A 17,566-nucleotide genomic window follows, 5' to 3' on the forward strand; every position below is an offset into this window, starting at 1 on the left:
TGCACGCGGCAAGATGCCGGTACGGCGCGCATGCCGCACCGCGTATACTCATCGCACAGAAGGAGACGCGGTCGTGAAACGAGAGAGCAACATTACGCGGAGGGGCGTCGCGGTGCGGCGGACGGTCGAGGACCTCGCCGTCGACGGCGCCATCCAGCCCATCGTCGAGGCGCTCGACAGCCACCTCGGCGTGGTCCTGGCGTCCAGCTACGAGGTCCCGGGCCGGTACACGCGCTGGGACATCGGCTTCGTCGATCCGCCGCTCGTGCTCGTCTCCCGGGGCCGCGACTTCCGGTTCACCGCGCTGAACGAGCGCGGGCGCGTGCTGCTGCCGGCCATCGACGAGGCCCTCCGTGATCTCGACGCGGTCGCGGCCCTCGAGCGGCGCGGCGACGAGGTGGTCGGCGCGGTCCGGCCGCCGGGCGAGCGGGTGCCGGAGGAGCTGCGCAGCCGGCAGCCGTCCATCTTCTCGGTGCTGCGCCGGCTCATCGAGCTCTTCGGGGTCCCCGGCGACCCGCTCTTCGGGCTCTACGGCGCGTTCGCGTACGATCTCGCCTTCCAGTTCGAGCCCATCCGCCTCCGCCTGGAGCGCCCGGCGGATCAGCGGGATCTCGTCCTCTACCTCCCCGACGAGATCGTCGCCGTCGACCACCGCCGCGAGCGCGCGACGCGCACGCGCTACGAGCTGAAGTTCGGCGATCGCTCGACCGAAGGGCTGCCGCGCGAGGGCGCGACGCACGCCTACGTCGGCGCCGACCGCGCGCCCCAGAACGAGTACGCGCCGGGCGAGTACGCCGAGCTCGTCCGGGTGGCGCGCGAGTCCTTCAAGCGGGGCGATCTCTTCGAGGTCGTCCCGGGGCAGACGCTCTACGAGCCGTGCCCGGTCGCGCCCACCGAGCTGTTCTACCGCCTGCGCGAGCGCAACCCGGCGCCCTACGGCTTTTTGATGAACCTCGGCAACGCCGAGTACCTGATCGGCGCCTCGCCGGAGATGTACGTCCGCGTCGAGGGCAATCGCGTCGAGACCTGCCCCATCTCGGGCACGATCCCGCGCGGCAGCGACCCGCTCGCCGACGCCGCGCAGATCGCGCGCCTGCTCGCGTCCGCGAAGGACGAGTCGGAGCTCACGATGTGCACCGACGTCGATCGCAACGACAAGTCCCGCATCTGCGTCCCGGGGAGCGTCCGGGTGATCGGGCGCCGGCAGATCGAGATGTACTCGCGGCTGATCCACACGGTCGATCACATCGAGGGCCGCCTGCGCGACGGCTTCGACGCGCTCGACGCGTTCCTGGCGCACACGTGGGCGGTCACGGTCACGGGGGCGCCGAAGGCCTGGGCCATGCAGTTCATCGAGGATCACGAGCGCTCGCCGCGCGCCTGGTACGGGGCGGCGGTCGGCATCGTCGGCTTCGACGGCAGCATGAACACGGGGCTCACGCTGCGCACGATCCGGGTCAAGGACGGCGTGGCCCAGGTCCGGGTCGGCGCGACGCTGCTCTTCGACTCCGATCCCGACGAGGAGGAGCGCGAGACCCAGGTGAAGGCGTCGGCGCTCCTCGACGCGATCCGGAGGCCTCGCGGCATCGCCACGCCGCCCCCGGCGGCCATCCACCCGGTGCCTGGCGGCACGCGCAAGGTCCTCCTCGTGGATCACCAGGACTCCTTCGTGCACACGCTGGCCAACTACCTCCGGCAGACGGGCGCCGAGGTGATGACGCTCCGCGCCGGCTTCCCTCACGAGGAGCTCGACGCCTACGCTCCCGACCTCGTTGTGCTCTCGCCCGGCCCCGGCACGCCGAGCGATTTCGATCTCTCGGGCACGCTCGCGGCGCTGCTCCAGCGCCGGCTACCCGTCTTCGGCGTCTGCCTCGGCCTGCAGGGGATGGTCGAGCACTTCGGCGGCAAGCTCGGCGTCCTCGACTACCCGATGCACGGCAAGGCCTCGCAGGTGCGCGTGCTCGGCGGGCGCCTCTTCGAGGGGCTGCCGCGCGAGTTCCGCGCGGGTCGCTACCACTCGCTCTACGCGTTGCGCGACGCGCTCCCCGCGTCGCTGAAGATCACGGCCGAGACCGAGGATGGAGTCGTGATGGCGATCGAGCACACGGAGCTGCCCGTCGCGGCCGTCCAGTTCCATCCGGAGTCGATCCTGTCGCAGGACGACAACGTGGGGCTCCGGCTCGTGAGGAACGCGGTCACCGAGCTGCAGCGGAGCGGCGGGCGGTGACGGTCGATCGGTGAAGCGGGGCGCTGGCGGCGAAATGAAAAAGCGCCGCCGGGGCCTCGGGGGGGGAAAGGCCACGCCAGCGGCGCTGAACCAGAATATCAGCATGAGGCGTGCCATGGCGCACTTCCGTCAGGGTCGGGCATTTCGCATGGATGTCCTGGGCGTTCATTTCGGTTCTGCACGAGCAGCGCTGCACACCTGAAATGTGCGAACTGTGCGCCGCCGCCGACGAGGCCCGGGGCGCCCGGGAGCGGCTCAGGCAGGCGTCTCTGGGCTCTCGGTCCGCCGCGTGAAGATCCCCTTGCTGTACGCCATGAAGAAGCCGAGCCGCATCGCGTTGCGCTCCGTGGGGATACCGGGGCTCGCGCTGATGCACGCCAGCAGGCGACCCTGCTCGCGCACCCGCTCCAGGCGGCGGGCGATGAGCGCCTGCTGGACGCCGCGCTCGCGAAACCGGGGGAGCACCGAGGCGCCGAAGAGCGCGGCGCCCTCGCCGGAGATCTCCACGCTGCCGCCGCCGGCGGGCTCGCCGTTCACGAGCGCCAGGTACGAGTCGCATCCGGGGTGCGCGACCACGCGGCGCGTGATCTCGAAGAGCACCGGCGAGATCGGCGCGTCCGCGGGCCGGAAGCCGCTCGTCGCGATCTCGATGAACACCCGGACCTGCGCCTCGTCGCCCGGATCGATGCGCACGATCTCCAGCTCCCCGGGGCCACCATACGACGCCAGCGCGCGGAGGTCCTCGTCCGGCGCGAGCTCGCGCGCCAGCACGTTCTCGAACTCGCGCAGCACGAACCCTCGTTCGGCGAGGCCGCGCACCAGCGATCCGTGCGCGAAGGGGCAGACCTGTATCTGCGGCTCCGCGCCGCGCGCCGCGTAGAACGCCACGAGGTGATCGAGATCCTCGCCGGAGACAGGCCCATCGAGCCCGAGCCCGACAGCGAAGTTTCCCCAGGAGCCCTCTCCATCAAAGGCCATCCACCCGCCCGCGATGGGCTCCGCGCAGGCGACCACGGCGGCGATGCTGACCGCCAGCCGGCGCTCCTCGATCCGGGCGATCTCGGCGTACGACAGCTTCGGCATGGACGTGCACCTCGTTTGCGAGCAGGGCTCGCGCGACACGGTGTCCTCCATCCTAGTCCGATGAGGCCCGGTCTGCGCCGTTTCGTGCAAGCCAGCGCGCGGCAGCGCCGCCCCGGCGGAGCGGGCGGAGCCTCTGACGTCGCGCACACGCGCCGTCAGGCGCCTCCGCCGCCCCGCGATCTCCGCTCGCGCGGTCGCGGGCGTTGCGATTATGCTGCGCCGCCATGAGCAGGATCTTCCGTTCACTCCCCCCGGCGGGCACCCACCTCGGCATCGCGTTCTCGGGCGGCCTCGACACGCGCTGCGCGGTGGCGTGGCTCTCGCGCAACGGGCTCAAGGTGCACGCGTACACCGCCGATCTGGCGCAGCCGGACGAGGACTCCCCCGGCGACATCCCGCCGATCGCCCTGCAGCACGGCGCGGTCTCCGCCAAGCTGGTGGACTGTCGCGAGGCGCTCGTCCGCGAGGGCATCCTCGCCATCCAGTGCGGCGCCTTCCACCTCTCGACGGGCGGCAAGAAGTACTTCAACACCACGCCGCTCGGCCGCGCGGTGACCACGACCGCGATCGTCCGCGCGATGCGCGACGACGACGTCCACGTCTTCGGCGACGGCAGCACGCACAAGGGCAACGACATCCAGCGGTTCTACCGTTACGGCATCTTCGTCGACCCCTCGCTCAAGATCTACAAGCCCTGGCTCGATCCGAGGTTCGTGGGAGAGCTCGGCGGGCGCAAGGAGATGAGCGAGTACCTCGAGCGCCACGGGCTGCCCTACCGCATGGGGACGGAGAAGGCGTACAGCACCGACGCCAACGTGCTCGGCGCGACGCACGAAGCGAAGGACCTCGAGCACCTGAACACCGGCATCAAGATCGTCCAGCCCATCATGGGCGTCGCCTCCTTCCGGCCGGAGGTCGCCATCGAGGCCGAGACGGTGACCCTCGGGTTCGAGCGCGGCGTCCCGACGACGATCAACGGCAAGCGCTTCGGCTCCCTGTTCGAGCTGTTCGTCGAGTGCAACCGGATCGGCGGGCGCCACGGGCTCGGCATGAGCGACCAGATCGAGAACCGGGTGATCGACGCGAAGAGCCGCGGCATCTACGAGGCGCCGGGCATGGCCCTGCTCCACGCCGTCTACGAGCGGCTCCTGTCCGCCATTCACAACGAGAACACCCTCGACGTGTACTTCACCCAGGGCAGGCGCCTCGGGCGTCTGCTCTACGAGGGCAAGTGGTACGACCCCGAGGCCATGATGCTGAAGGACGCGCTCTCGCGCTGGATCGCCCCCGGCGTGACCGGCGAGGTGACGCTCGAGCTGCGCCGCGGCGACGACTACAACATCTTGAACACGCGCGCCGACTACATGGCCTATGCGCCGCACAAGCTCTCGATGGAGAAGGTCGAGGAGGCCTATTTCACCCCCGAGGACCGCATCGGCGCGCTCGAGCTCCAGAACCTCTCGGTGACGGACAACCGCCAGTTCCTGATCCACCTCATCGAGAGCACGCAGGCCCTCGGCCCGGGCGGCGCCCCCGCCATCGGCGAGCTGCTCGGCGGCGACAAGCCGAAGGAATGAGCCGGGGCGGCGCCGCTGAGGCTGAGCGGAGGCCGCGCCCCGGCTCCGCTCACGCCGCGCCGCGCCGCGCCGCGCCGCGCCGGACGAGGTTGCGCCCGGCACCTGCCTGGGTCACGAGGAAGGTGCGAACGCCGGCCCGCCCGAGCGGTGCCGGCCCAGGGAGGTGGTCATGAAGGCGCTCATCATCCAGGCACTCGCCGCGGGCCTCGCGGTCCTCGTCGGAACGAAGATCCTGCCCGGCGTGCGGATCCGAAAGACCCAGACGGCGCTCGTCGTCGCCGCCGTGTTCACCGTCCTCAACCTGCTGCTCGGCTGGCTCGTGAAGTTCCTGGTCGCGGTGGCGCTCCTGCCCGCCGCCATCCTCACGCTGGGCCTTGCGTATCTCTTCTTCGGCCTCGTCGTGAACTCGGTGCTGATCTACGTCACCGACAAGCTCATCGACGATTTCGAGATCCGGGGGCTAGGGCCGCTCTTCGGCACGGCGGCCCTCATCTCGTTCGCAGGATGGCTGTTGCCGCGCATCTTGTGAGCCTTCGCAGCCCTCGCCCGGGCGGCGTCTACCAGAGCTGGTGAACCCGAGGCCGGAGCCGCCGGTCGTAGATCTCGCGGATCTTCGCCATCGTCTCCTCTGGCACGGGCAGAAGGTCCGCCGCGCTCGCGTTCTCGTCCACCTGCTCGGGCCGCTTCGCGCCGGGGATCACGCACGTCACCGCGTCCTGCATCAGGATCCAGCGCATCGTCCACGCGCCCATGCTCACGCCGGCGGGCACGAGCGGGCGGAGCTCGTCGACGACCTCGAGGCCCAGGTTGTAGTCGACGCCCGAGAACGTCTCGCCCTTGTCGAACGCGGCGCCCTCGCGGTTGAAATTGCGGTGATCGTCGGCCGCGAACCGGGTCGCCGCGCTCATCTTCCCGGTGAGCAGCCCCGAGGAGAGCGGCAGTCGCGCCAGGACCCCGACCTGCCGGCGCTTCGCCTCGGGGAAGAAGAGCTCGGCCGGGCGCTGCCGGAGGACGTTGTAGATGATCTGCACCGACTGCACGCCGGGGTACTCGATGGCCTTGAGCGCCTCTTCCACCCGCTCGACGCTGACGCCGTAAAACCGGATCTTGCCTGCCTTCACGAGCCCATCGAGGGCGTCGAACACCTCGGGCCGGTAGTAGACGTCCGTCGGCGGGCAGTGCAGCTGGACGAGGTCGAGCGCGTCCGTCTCGAGGTTCTTCAGGCTGCGCTCGATGAAGGCCGTGAGGTTCCCCTCGGTGTAGCCTGCCGCCGTGTGCGGGCTCAGGCGCCGGCCCGCCTTCGTCGCGACGACGATCTCCTCGCGCCGCTCGCGCCTGAGCCGCGCGAGCAGCCGCTCGCTCCGGCCGTCCCCGTACACGTCCGCGGTGTCGAAGAAATTCACGCCTCGATCGACGGCCCGGTGCAACGCCGCGAGCGACTCCTTGTCGTCGACGTCGCCCCAGGTGCCCCCGATCGCCCAGGCCCCGAAGCTCACCGAGGAGACGCGGAAGCCCGTCCTGCCAAGAGATCGATACTCCATGGCGGCGCATACAACCAGATTTCCCCCGCCACGGCGAGCGTGGCCGCGCTCAGGCGGGCTCGGCCCCGCGGCGGCGGTGCGCGCGCTTGCTGCGCTCGACGAGCGCGACGAGCTCCTCGCGCGTGACCCCGAGCCGCGCCGCCGTCCGGTGCGCGAGCGAGGTCCGGGCTACCCCGTCGACGAACTGGTATGTCGGCCACTGCTGCGCGTCGAGCTCGACCTGCAGGAACACGAGCCGATCGACCGGTCGCTCCCGCTCGAGCCGCGCCGCGAGCTCGAGGAAGTGCGTCGTGATGAAGGCCTGAGGGCGGAGCTCCGAGAGGAGCGAGATCACGAGCTGGAAGATCTCCTCGCCCTCCGACGGGTTCGTGCCCGAGCAGAGCTCGTCGAGCACCACCATGTCGCCGACCTGCATCGCCTCGAACAGCGACCTGATGCGGAGCAGCTCCATCCCGAGGCGGCCCTCGCTCTGATCGGCCTGCGCCTGCTCGATCAGCGACACGAAGAGCCCGTGGCACGGTGAGAGGCGCGCCTCCGCGGCCGGCACGAAGAAGCCCGCCTGCCCCATCATCTGGGCCAGCGAGAGCGCCTCGAGCAGCCGGGTCTTCCCCCCCGAGTTCGGCCCGGTCACGATGACGGTCGCGTCGTGGTGATCGGTCGCGATGTCGCACGGGACCGTGCTCGCCGAGCTCGCCAGGAGCAGCGGGTTGAACAGCCCCTTGAGCTCGCGCCCAGGGCTCCCGCCGCGCGCGCCGTGCGCGCCGCCCGACGAGCCCGGCGAGGCGAGCTCGGGCAGACAGACGGAGAGCCCGGCCGCGCGGGCGCGGTCGCGCAGCGCGAGGCCGGCGAGGTAGAACTCGAGATCTCCGAGCAGCTGGACGAGCGCGACGAGATCGTCCTCGATGCCGTCGAACACGCTGTTGACGTGGCGGGCGAGCAGCTCGTCGTCGCTGAACCGGTACCCCCTCCACAGCATCACGAGCTTCGTGACCAGGCGCCCGAGCGGCGACTGGTGGAAGCGGTTCTCGCTGTTCTCGCGGATCGACAGGGCGCGCAGATCGCGGACATGGCCGTCGGAGCCGACGCGGATCCGGACGTCCAGCGTCGCGATCTCCTCGTCGTACGCGAGCAGATCCGCGAGGCGGCGGTACCCCTCGCCCTCGCGCACGGCCGCGCCGAACGCCGAGAGCCGCGACAGGCCCGAGCGAGCGCCCGCGAACCCACCGGCGAGCGCGTCGAACGCGTCCTTGGCGGCGGCGAGGATGTCCAGCCGGCGCCGGCTGCCCTCGCCGCGGGAGATGGGGATCGTCTCGATCTGGCGCACCCAGCGGCGCAGCGCCGCGTAAGCGCGCTCGAGATCGCGGCGCTGCGCCTCCGACCCGGTGAGCTCCCGGAAGATCGCGCGCCGGAGCTCGACGGTGTCGCGATCGCTCGGCGGCTGGGAGAGGGCGCGGCCCAGCAGCGCCGGGCTCGGGATGTACGTGCGGCCTTCGCTCGTGAAAGGGAGGCAGCCCACGATGAGCTCGCGCAGGAAGACGTGCTGCGCGAAGCGGGCGGGATCCCACGTCGACGCGGGCAGCGAGGCCGACTCGACGTGCCGATCGAACGCCCCCGCGGGCGCGCCGCCCGCGAACGCGAACGCCAGCGACTCCTTGACCGCCCGCGCGTCGACCCGGAGCGCCGGCCGGTGCGAGAGGAGATCGGGCGCGGAGCGCTGTCCTGGCGGGGCGTCAGGCAGGACGGGTTCCGGCGGCGCCGCGCTCACGACCTCGAGCCTACTACGATGCGTCGGGCCGGAGCGCTCGTCCGGTGTCCGGTGCCGCCGCTGCGCGGTGGCCAGGGAGGGTCTCGGCATGCCCCCGTCGACACGCGCGGCGCGCCGTTGTTCCCGGGCGGCCGGGAACGACCGAGTTCCTGGCACGACGTCTGCCTCGGTGTGCGCCCGGAGATGCACCATGAGCTATCGCTGCACGATGAGCAGAATACGCTGGTTCTCCGGCCCAACCGTCCTCGCGCTCGCGCTCGCCGGCACGGCCTGCAGGAGCGAGAGCGAGAGAGCTGAAGGAGCGGTCCGCGAGCCCGGTGACCAGACGATCAGGAGAGGCGAACCGCCTCCGGGCCCGGACCAGACGCCCGGCAAAGACCTGCGCGAGCAGGCCGGGCGCGTGGGCGAAAAGGCGGAGCAGCTCGCCCAGGAGGGCAAGGAGCTCGGCAAGGAGGCGCGAGAGCAGGCCGGGCGCGCGGGTGACAAGGCAGAGCAGCTCGCCCGGGAGGGCCAGCAGCTCGGCCAGGAGACGCGCGAGAAGGCCGAGCAGCTCGCCGAGCGCGGGCGCCAGGCGGGCCGCGATGTCGGCGACCAGATGAACAGGGTCGGCGAGCAGACCGGCGCGCTCAAGGACGACCAGGGCGCGCGCCCGCAGTCGGCGCCGCCTGCCGCTCCCAAGGACAAGGCCGCGCCGCAGCCCCCGCAACAGGGCCAGGCCGAGGGAGCCAAGAAGCAAGAGGGAAATGCCGCCGCGATGACGCGCGACGAGTGGACGCAGGCAGCGAAGGACAACGACTATCAGGTCACCTTCGGCCGTGACGGCTCGGTCATCGCCACGAAGGAGGCGAAGCGGACCGGCGCGCGCCCGTCCGACGAGACGCTCCGCAACGCGGTCGGCGGCAAGCTCGCGGAGAGCGATCATGACGCGGTGAAGAAGCTGCACGTCACGGTGCGCGACGGCGTGGTCACGCTGCAAGGCACCGTCGCCAGCGTGAAGGAGGCGACCGAGGCGGTGAAGGAGGCCCTGGACGCCGATGGCGTCACCAAGGTGATCTCCTACATCCGTCACGGCTCATGACGCCCTGAGGCCGTCGACCTGGCCGCGGTCAAGGCGGTGCCCCCGGTCGCCGCCGAGCGGATGCCCCCCGGATCACCCGCCTTCCGCCCCCCCTCTGCCCCATCCCGAGCCGCAGCAGAGCGGCGGTCACCCGCACAGGAGACGGGCCCAGATCGGCGTTTTCGGCGCGGAAGCGCACTCCCGTGCGCTGAGCACCGAAAACGCCGAGGTGGGCCCGTATCCGAAGCGGGTGCCCGCCGCTCTAGTGGGTGAAGTTTTTGGGGCGGAGCTTTACGGAGCGCTCCACGGCCTCCGCGGGTGAGAGCGCCAGCATGAGCGTCTCATCGAAGCAGTCGGACCTCGAGACGACGACGACCTGCGTGCCCACGGGCAGCTCGGTCTTGAGCGGCGTCTTGCCGAGCGTCTTTCCCTTCCAGCTCACGGTCGCGTCGGGCGGATCGCTCGCGATCGTCACGCTCGCCCTGGGGCCCTCCTCGGGCTTCTTCTCGACGGTCTCCCCGGCCTCGGCGCCGCGCGAGGCGACCACGGCCGCAGGAGCATCGAGGGCGGGCGCGTGCTGGTTCGCGAGTTGAACCGCGCCACCGACCAGCGCGACCAGCGCGGTCAGGGCGGACGCGCCGATGAGGTAGCCGCGCTTCGAGGCCGACACGGGCCCCGACGTTGTCGCTCGCAGGCTCACCGAGTCGCTCACGGGGGTCCTGGGCCGCTCGACGCCCGACGCCCGCTCGAAGCCCGACACGCGCTCGACGCCCGACCGGCTGGACTCCCCGACATAGGGCAGCCTGCTGCCCGAGCCGGAGCCCGAGGGAGCCATCGCGACGCCGATGCCGCTCATCGTCACCTGGCTGGAGGCGTCGCTCAGCAGCGACGCGCTGGCCACCCGCTCGATCTGCGCCTTGATCTGCTGGCGTATGGAGGCCCGGCTCTCGGCGAAGATCCCCCGCATGCAGGCGCCGAGGAACTCGCTGCGGACGTCCTCGCCCGACCACTGAAGGTAGTTCTCGAGCACATCGCACATCTCCTGCGCCGTCGCGAAGCGCCTCGATGGCTCGCGATCGAGGGCCCTCGCGGTGATCTGATCGAGCGCGATGGGGATGCCCGGAACGACGGTGGAGAGCCGCGGTATCTTCCCCAGCAGGAGCTGGTGCATCACGGTGATCTGATCGCCCTCGAACAGCCGCCGCCCGGCGAGGAGCTCCCAGAGCACGACGCCGACCGCGAAGATGTCCGCCCGGCGGTCCACCGTCTTGCCCGCCGTGACCTGCTCGGGCGCCATATACGTCAGCTTGCCCTTGAAGGTCCCGCTCTCGGTGCTGGAGGCGTTGACGGCGGCCTTGGCCACGCCGAAATCCACGAGCTTCACCGCGCCGTCGTACGTGATGAAGATGTTGTGCGGCGAGACGTCGCGATGCACGATGCCGAGAGGCCGACCGTCGAAATCGCAGAGCTCATGCGCGTAATGGAGCCCGCGCAGCACCTCGGCCACGATCCGGATCCACGTGCCGCGGACGAGCCCGCCCGTGCCGGACTCCCGCTCGACAGCCGCCTTCATGACGCGCTTCAGCGGCTGGCCCTCCAGGTACTCCATCACAATGAAGTAGCCGTCCCGATCGCTGCCGACCTCGTAGGTCTGGACGACATTCGGGTGGTTCATGCGCGCCGAGAGCTTGGCCTCGTCCATGAACATGAGGACCTGGCGATCCTCCTCGTCCCCGGAGCTGCGGAGACGCTTGACGACGACCAGCTTGTTCACCGAGGCGGGCCCGTGAGCCATCGCGAGGAAGACGTCCGCCATCCCGCCGCGGCCGAGCTTCGCGATGGGACGATACCGGCCGAGCCCAAGCTGGGTCGGTGTGTCTCTCAAGATCGACGCTCCGTGTTCTCCGATCACACTCACCTCAGTGTGCAAAATCCGATAATTGTGCGTCCGAGTCAATGCGAAGAGTTTGCGTCCTCGCCATCAAGGAAAACATGCTCCAATGAAGTGAATGGCCTACAATCGTATGAGCAAGAGCGGCAAGAGACGACATCCAAACACACGCACACACGAGCATTCACGAACACCGCACCCCCGCACGTAGGTCCCGCGCTGCGCTTTGGCTGCTGCGCGTTACCTGCTGCGCGTTACCTGCTGCGCGTTACCTGCTGCGCGTTGGGTGCTTCGTGCGCAATTCGCCGCTGGCCGGGGAGGGGCCGTGCCGCCGAGCCCTGAGGTGACTCCCTTCCCGGTAGCGCCCGCGCAAGGTCGATCGCATTGCAAACACGGGGTCTGCTGCGGGCGTTGATGGAAACGTAACAAGGGATACGCCACGTGCAATCCGTCGCGACACGATCGCACGAAATTTCCGCGACGTTCCGCGCCGGACGCAATACGCCACGCGCAACCGGCGCGGCCCGATGACGATGACGATGAGCACGGTGACGCCTGCGAGCGAGGCGCCGCCGCTCAGCCGCTCAGAGCTTCCAGAGCGCGCAGCCCCAGTGGACGCCGGTCCCGAGCGCGAGCACCATGGCGAGCTGCCCTTTCTTCACCCTTCCGGCGCGCATCTCCTCGTCGATGAGGATGGGCACGGTGGCGCCGCTCGTGTTGCCGAATCGATCGATGTTGCTCGGGAGCTTCTCGACGGGCACGCCGAGGTCCTTGCGAATGTGCTCGTTGATCCGGCCGTTCGCCTGGTGCGCCAGGAACACGTCGATCTGCTCGATCGCGAGGCCCTGAGAGGCGCAGAGCTCCCGCGCCGTCGCCGGGAGCTTGGTCACCGCGAACTTGAAGAGCTCGCGGCCATCCATGCGGGGGATATGCAGATCCTCGTCGAACGACGTCGGCTTCCAGTACGGGCGCGAGCGGAAGCCGCCGCCCGGCACGAAGAGGAGCTCGGCGAAGCGTCCATCGGAGCAGATCTTGTTGCCGCGCAGGCCCGCGTCGCGATCGGTCGCGCGGAGGACGAGCGCCCCCGACCCGTCCCCGAACAGGACGGCGAGGTTCCGGTGGCGGTCGGCGTGCGCCCGCGCCTCCGGCGTCGCGGAGCGGCCATTCTTCGGGTCGAGCGCTCCCCAGTCCTCCCAGGGCATGAAGCCGGCGTGCGCCTCTGCGCCCACGAACAGGATGGTCTTGGCGGCCCCGGTCTGGATCAGCCCGTCGATCGTCTGGAGGCCGAACAGCATCGCGGCACACTGCTGCCGGATGTCGAGCGCGGGGACGCCCGGAATGCCCAGCTTCGCGCCGAGCAGCGCCCCGGAGCCAGGGAAAATATAGTCCGGCGTCATCGTGGCAAAGAGGATGTAATCGATCTCCGACGGCGCGATGCGCGCCGACTCGATCGCGCGCTTCGCCGCTTCGCACGCGAGATCGCTCACCCCCACGCCGTCCGGCGCGTAATGGCGCTGGCGGATACCGGAGCGCTGGTAAATCCACTCGTCGGAGGTCGTGATCACCCGCGCGAGGTCGTCGTTGGTGACAGGTTCTCCGGGCACGTAGTGGCCCGTCCCGATGATCTCAAATCCAATCTTTGTCACAGAAGTGCCTTACCTGAACCGCAGGCGCGCCGCGACCGGGAACCGCACACCCGCACACGACCGCGCCCGGCCGCCTCGCGCCGCAGCGCGGCGGGCGGTGGTCACGCTCATGAGCTCGCCGGGACGTTGCACCCTGCTTGACGGAAACGCGCCGCCTCGATAGCCTGCCAGCCGCTCCGGCGGCGTTGTACCCGCCCCCGTCGTCGGCGGCCGCCGGGCGCCGCGATCATCGTCGGCGGGCGGCCCAGCTGCAGATGGGGCAGCCGGTCATGTCGTGGCGCAGCGCCGGGCAGTGCTCGCGGCCGAAGTAGATGAGCTGCAGGTGGAGCTTGTTCCACTGCTCGGGCGGGAACGTGCGCTTCAGGTCGCGCTCCGTCTCGACGACGTCCCTTCCGGACGACAGCCCCCAGCGGAACGCGAGCCGGTGAATGTGGGTATCGACCGGGAAGGCGGGGTGGCCGAAGGCCTGCGCCATGACCACCGAGGCCGTCTTGTGACCGACCCCCGGGAGGGCCTCCAGGGCCTCGAACGAGGCGGGGACGACGCCGCCGTGCTCGGTCGCGATCCGCTCGCTCAGCGCCTTCAGGTGCCGCGCCTTGGTGGGCGCGAACCCGATCCTCCGGATGAGCTGGGCGATCTCCTCGGTGGGCACCGCCGCCATGGCCGCGGGCGTCCGGGCGCGCGCGAGGAGCGCCGGTATCACCGCGTTGACCATCTTGTCCGTCGTCTGGGCGCTGAGCATCACCGCGACGAGCAGCGAATACGGATCGTCGTGGGCCAGCGGAATGGGCGGGGCCGGGTACAATCGGTCGAGGATCTCGGCGATCCTCGCGGCTTTCTCGGCGCGCTTCACGGCGGCCAGGGCAGCCCGTAGAACGAGAGCAGATCGCCGAGCTCTTCATCGGAGAGGACCTCGCGCGAGAAAGGCGGCATCTGCCCGCCGTAGCCGACGAACCCGCCGTGCCGGACCTTCTCGATGAAGACCAGCCGCCGGTCGGCCTCCGTGTACTCGCCGAGCGGGTGCTCCTCCAGCGTCTTGTCGGGCAGCGCCGGCGCCCGCGCCACGAGCCGGCCTTCCCCCGAATGGGCGCGCCCGTGGCACGAGGCGCAGGCGCGCTCGTGGATGCGCCCGCCCGCGGCCGCGTCGCCAGCCGGGATCTGGCTCAGCTCGTAGACCGGCGTGAAGGGGACGGCCTCGGCCGCGCCTGCATCGCCGGGCAGCGACTCCAGGTAGGCATAGATCGCCTGCGCGGCGTCGTCGTCCGCCGTCCAGGGCAGGTCCTTCGTCATGAAGTAATAGAGGCAATGGTTGATCGCGCCGAGGAGCTCGACCTCTTGCCCGCCCCAGTAATGCGGGCGCTCGACGGCGCCGGCCAGCGGGGCGCCCGGGAGCATGGCGTCGCCCGCGTCGCCGGCGACAGCTTCATGGCACGTCGCGCAGGAATAGCGATTGAAGCGCGTCTCCGCGATCGACGGGTCCCGGAAGAGCGCCGCGCCGTGGTCGACGGCCGTCGCGTCGACGACCTTCGTCTCGGGATCACCCGGACAGCCGCAGAGGAGCGCCGCGCACGCGAGCGCGGCCGCAAGGCTGACGGGCGCCCTCACGGCGCCTCCGGCGCGACGCGCACGAGCCCGTCGGGATAGAGGCCCACCTCCGTGTCGCTGAGCGTCTCCAGCGTCTCTGGATCGAGCCGGAGCACCCTGCCGGGCGTCGCGCTCCTGTCGCCCTCGCAGACGAGGAAGAGCCCGTGCTCCTCGTCGAGCTGCGCGAGGTGCGGCCGCATGCATTCGTCGGCGATGTTCCGGGTGACGACGCCGTCGTCGTCCGCGGTCACGCCGATCCTCACGATGGTGTCGGGCACCTGGGTCGGCACATAGATGGCGCTCCCGTCGGGGGTCCACGCGGGGAAGTAGGGCGCGCCGATCGTGAGGATCTTCCGGGAATCGTCGAACGTCTCCGACGCGACGTCGAAGAAGCGCACGTCCCTGCTCTCCGTGCTGCTCACGGCGATGGTCTTCCCATCGGGCGACATGACGGCGGCGTAGGGCCCGTAGTTGTTGGCATGGGGCGACGGGCTGGAGGTGGACCCCACCGGCACGCGCTTCACCTCGGCGGAAGGGTCCGTCAGGTCGACGATCGCGAGCACGTCCTCACCGTAACAAGCGACGTAGGCGCGGGCGCCGTCCGGGCGCGAGAGGGCGATTCCGTGGGCGGCCATGCAGACCGGGATGAACTCCGGCTCGGGCGACCCCGAGAGCAGGACCTCCTCGGGATCGATCACCGCGAGGGACGAGCGCGCCGCCTCGGCGTCGCCCGGGTTGTCGAGCACGCGTTTCAGATCGAAATGAGAGACGACCACGCGCTTGCCGTCCTCCGAGATCACGATATCGCCCGGGTTGGCCTCGACGCGCACCTGCCCGAGGATGCGCAGATCGTCGAGCGCGAGCTTCTGGACGTAGCCCGCCACCACGCTCCCGCCGTGCACCGCGTGGGGGCCGATCGCGCCGGCGATGTCAGGGTACGACAGCGCGACGTAGACGGCGCCGCCCTCGGCGTCCACGGCCACATGGTGAGGCCCGTCGATCGTCACGGGATCGCGGCCCACGGGGTGGACGCCGAACCGCTCCCCGGTCGCGAGCGAGACGAGAGAGATCGTATCGGAGAGGCTATCGCTCACGAGCCCCATCCCGCCCTCCGGAATCGTGATCTCGGGGAGTCGGTCCGGATACGCGTCGCCTTCGTAGGCCCTGTAGCGGTATTCGATGACGGGCTCGGGATCGCTGCAGCTCACCAGCATCGCCGCCGCGAGCGCGCAACCCAGGAATCGCGAAATGACCATAGATGACCTCGAGACGAGCGCCTCCGGCTCGGACGCGCCGCATCCTAGCAGCCGCCGGCGCGCCGGCCGGCGGCTCCGCCCTACCATGGCTCGGCTCGCTCGTACGCCTCGACGTGACGCTCGGCCGACGTCCGCCGCCGCGCGGCGCGATGTGGGACGTACTACGCGCGTTCTGCGCTCTCTCTTCCTCGGTCGGCGCCGGCCCCCAACGGCAGCGCTACCGCTCGAGTGAACATTTCTTGATCGGGCGCTGTGGTGTTGTCATGTAAGGAAGCGATGAGCCAGACACGAGCGGTGGGCATCGCAACATGGGAGCCCGGTCGGCGGAGGATCGCGCGAGCGCGCCCAGGTCGCCCCGCGGCGCGCTTCTTCCTTGCGTCCCTCGCGCTCGCGGCGTGCGCCGGGGAGGAGTCCATCGCTCCGGCGCCGCTCCCTGCGCCGGTCCCGCTGCCAGCGCTCAGCGGCGCGCCGCTGACGACCGCTCGCACCTGGGCGCCGCGCGCCGCGGTGGCCGATCCGCCGGACAGGAACCCCGCGGTCCCGGCGGAGATCGAGCAGATGCTCGCGGAGGGCTACGGCGAGCTCGAGGGCGGGCCGGGGCAGCCGCTCGCCCCGGCGACGCTCGACGACACCCCTCCACCGCCGCGCGGCGAGCGGCCGACGCTCCTGACGAGGTTCGTCCACCTCGCCGACACCCAGCTCGCGGACGACGAGTCGCCCGCTCGGCTGGCGATCTTCGACTCGCCCGGCGTGTTCGCGTCGGCGTTCCGCCCGCAGGAAGGGCACGAGTGCCGGATCCTCAACGCCGCCGTCCGCACGATCAACGCGCTCCATCGCAGCGCGCCGATCGACTTCGTCCTGCTCGGCGGCGACAACGCCGACAGCGCGCAGACGAACGAGATCGCGTGGTTCTCGGCCATCCTCGACGGCGCCGAGCGCGTCGAGTGCGACTCGGGCGCTGACGACGATCCCGAGCCAGGCCCCGACAACGATCCCAAGGATCCGTTCTTCGCCGAGGGGCTGCTCGTGCCCTGGCGATGGGTGACCGGCAACCACGATGTCCTGCACCAGGGGAACTTCCCGGTGCACACGCGCGCCGAGCTCGCGACGGGGAGCTGGTCGGACGGCGGGACGCGCGACTGGTCTCTCCCCGGCGCTCCGGTGATCACGGGCGAGGTCGTCCCCGACCCGAGGAGAGCGCTCCTGAGCCGCCCCGAGGTGCTCGATCGGGTCGCGGCGACCGGCGACGGGCACGGGATCGGGCCCGACGAGCGCGCGTACGGCAAGGCGTTCTACGAGTTCGACATGAAGGACACCCCCCTTCGCGTCATCGTGCTCGATACGGCCGCCGAGACGGGCGGGCCGAACGGCGTGATCCTCCAGGACGACGTCGATCGGTTCATCCGTCCCGCGCTCGACCGCGCGAAGCGCGAGCGCAGGTGGGTCATCCTCACGTCCCACCACGCGTCGCGCTCGCTCGGGGACGGCTCCTTCGCCGCGACGGGCACCCCCGCCGTGCCCGGCGCGATCGACGTCGATGCGTGGCAGTCGCTCGTCGGCGGCTACGACAACGTCCTGCTCCACCTCGCCGGACACACCCACGTGCACCGGGTGACCCGGGTCTCTCCAGCCGGCGGGCACGCGTACTGGGAGCTCGAGACCTCAGCGCTCGCCGACTACCCCCATCAGGTCCGCGTCATCGAGATCTGGGACGAGGACAACGGCTTCCTCGCCATCCGGGGCGCCGCCCTCGACTACGCCGTCGACGACGACCCGATCGCCGCCGAAGGGCGCCGCCGGGCCGTCGTGGACGTCACCTCCGGCTTCGGCGACGACGGCCGCGGAGAGCCCTCGTGGCGCAACGTCGAGCTCTCGATCGCGCGGCCCGACTGACCTCGCGCGCCGCGCGCCGGCCTCGCGCGGGCGGCCCCGGCCGTCG

At 70.7% G+C, this 17,566-nt stretch carries 13 protein-coding genes; 5 read left to right on the forward strand and 8 right to left on the reverse strand.

Going from position 1 to position 17,566, the window contains the following annotated elements; all coding sequences use genetic code 11:
* The first annotated feature begins 13 nt into the window (after window positions 1-13).
* Complete coding sequence (locus WMF44_RS27140) at window positions 14-2,227, forward strand: anthranilate synthase component I (protein ID WP_437292937.1); 2,214 nt, start codon at window positions 14-16, stop codon at window positions 2,225-2,227.
* 255 nt (window positions 2,228-2,482) lie between these two features.
* Here the strand turns inward: WMF44_RS27140 and WMF44_RS27145 are convergent, their stop codons facing one another.
* Window positions 2,483-3,310 (reverse strand): GNAT family N-acetyltransferase, encoded by an 828-nt coding sequence (locus WMF44_RS27145; protein ID WP_437292938.1) that lies wholly within the window; start codon window positions 3,308-3,310, stop codon window positions 2,483-2,485.
* A 224-nt stretch (window positions 3,311-3,534) separates the two neighbouring features.
* Between WMF44_RS27145 and argG the strand changes: the two genes are divergently transcribed.
* Together argG and WMF44_RS27155 are read left to right on the forward strand one after the other, a co-directional pair.
* Entirely contained in the window at window positions 3,535-4,887 is a 1,353-nt protein-coding gene (gene argG / locus WMF44_RS27150; protein WP_437274770.1) for an argininosuccinate synthase, read from the forward strand.
* A gap of 169 nt (window positions 4,888-5,056) precedes the next feature.
* On the forward strand, window positions 5,057-5,416 hold the full coding sequence (locus tag WMF44_RS27155; protein WP_437292939.1) for a phage holin family protein: 360 nt from the start codon (window positions 5,057-5,059) through the stop codon (window positions 5,414-5,416).
* A gap of 28 nt (window positions 5,417-5,444) precedes the next feature.
* Here the strand turns inward: WMF44_RS27155 and WMF44_RS27160 are convergent, their stop codons facing one another.
* Window positions 5,445-6,428: an aldo/keto reductase gene (locus tag WMF44_RS27160; RefSeq protein WP_437292940.1), complete on the reverse strand. Its 984-nt coding sequence runs from the start codon at window positions 6,426-6,428 to the stop codon at window positions 5,445-5,447.
* A gap of 49 nt (window positions 6,429-6,477) precedes the next feature.
* Window positions 6,478-8,193: a MutS-related protein gene (locus WMF44_RS27165; RefSeq protein ID WP_437292941.1), complete on the reverse strand. Its 1,716-nt coding sequence runs from the start codon at window positions 8,191-8,193 to the stop codon at window positions 6,478-6,480.
* Window positions 8,194-8,401: 208 nt separating this feature from the next.
* Between WMF44_RS27165 and WMF44_RS27170 the strand changes: the two genes are divergently transcribed.
* A complete protein-coding gene (locus WMF44_RS27170; RefSeq protein ID WP_437292942.1) occupies window positions 8,402-9,271 on the forward strand; it encodes a BON domain-containing protein in 870 nt (289 codons plus the stop codon).
* A 241-nt stretch (window positions 9,272-9,512) separates the two neighbouring features.
* Here WMF44_RS27170 and WMF44_RS27175 read toward each other — a convergent pair whose 3' ends face one another.
* The 5 genes from WMF44_RS27175 to WMF44_RS27195 all read right to left on the reverse strand — a co-directional run bounded on the left by WMF44_RS27175 (window position 9,513) and on the right by WMF44_RS27195 (window position 15,627).
* Window positions 9,513-11,135: a protein kinase domain-containing protein gene (locus WMF44_RS27175; RefSeq protein ID WP_437292943.1), complete on the reverse strand. Its 1,623-nt coding sequence runs from the start codon at window positions 11,133-11,135 to the stop codon at window positions 9,513-9,515.
* A 590-nt stretch (window positions 11,136-11,725) separates the two neighbouring features.
* Window positions 11,726-12,787, reverse strand: a complete 1,062-nt coding sequence (locus WMF44_RS27180; RefSeq protein WP_437292944.1) for a 3-oxoacyl-ACP synthase III family protein — start codon at window positions 12,785-12,787, stop codon at window positions 11,726-11,728.
* 226 nt (window positions 12,788-13,013) lie between these two features.
* Window positions 13,014-13,640 carry an endonuclease III domain-containing protein gene (locus WMF44_RS27185; RefSeq protein WP_437292945.1) on the reverse strand — a complete coding sequence of 209 codons (627 nt, stop codon included), beginning with the start codon at window positions 13,638-13,640 and terminating at the stop codon, window positions 13,014-13,016.
* The gene (locus WMF44_RS27190; protein ID WP_437292946.1) at window positions 13,637-14,392 is read right to left on the reverse strand and encodes a c-type cytochrome; all 756 of its coding nucleotides are present in this window, start codon (window positions 14,390-14,392) and stop codon (window positions 13,637-13,639) included. Before WMF44_RS27190 ends, WMF44_RS27185 begins: the two co-directional genes overlap by 4 nt.
* Window positions 14,389-15,627 carry a YncE family protein gene (locus WMF44_RS27195; RefSeq protein ID WP_437292947.1) on the reverse strand — a complete coding sequence of 413 codons (1,239 nt, stop codon included), beginning with the start codon at window positions 15,625-15,627 and terminating at the stop codon, window positions 14,389-14,391. The genes WMF44_RS27190 and WMF44_RS27195 overlap by 4 nt, the downstream gene beginning before the upstream one ends.
* A 276-nt stretch (window positions 15,628-15,903) precedes the next feature.
* On the opposite strand from WMF44_RS27195, the gene WMF44_RS27200 reads away from it, so the two are divergent.
* Window positions 15,904-17,520: a metallophosphoesterase gene (locus WMF44_RS27200; RefSeq protein WP_437292948.1), complete on the forward strand. Its 1,617-nt coding sequence runs from the start codon at window positions 15,904-15,906 to the stop codon at window positions 17,518-17,520.
* Window positions 17,521-17,566: the final 46 nt, after the last annotated feature.

The sequence above is a fragment of the Sorangium sp. So ce426 genome (assembly GCF_051475585.1).
Lineage (GTDB): Bacteria > Myxococcota_A > Polyangia > Polyangiales > Polyangiaceae > Sorangium > Sorangium cellulosum_B.

Bases quoted from the DNA above. Each gene is read 5' to 3' on its own strand.
- WMF44_RS27140 (WP_437292937.1), top strand. From the start codon at position 14: ATGCCGGTACGGCGCGCATGCCGCACCGCGTATACTCATCGCACAGAA.
- WMF44_RS27145 (WP_437292938.1), bottom strand. From the start codon at position 3,310: ATGCCGAAGCTGTCGTACGCCGAGATCGCCCGGATCGAGGAGCGCCGG.
- argG (WP_437274770.1), top strand. From the start codon at position 3,535: ATGAGCAGGATCTTCCGTTCACTCCCCCCGGCGGGCACCCACCTCGGC.
- WMF44_RS27155 (WP_437292939.1), top strand. From the start codon at position 5,057: ATGAAGGCGCTCATCATCCAGGCACTCGCCGCGGGCCTCGCGGTCCTC.
- WMF44_RS27160 (WP_437292940.1), bottom strand. From the start codon at position 6,428: ATGGAGTATCGATCTCTTGGCAGGACGGGCTTCCGCGTCTCCTCGGTG.
- WMF44_RS27170 (WP_437292942.1), top strand. From the start codon at position 8,402: ATGAGCAGAATACGCTGGTTCTCCGGCCCAACCGTCCTCGCGCTCGCG.
- WMF44_RS27195 (WP_437292947.1), bottom strand. From the start codon at position 15,627: ATGGTCATTTCGCGATTCCTGGGTTGCGCGCTCGCGGCGGCGATGCTG.
- WMF44_RS27200 (WP_437292948.1), top strand. From the start codon at position 15,904: ATGAGCCAGACACGAGCGGTGGGCATCGCAACATGGGAGCCCGGTCGG.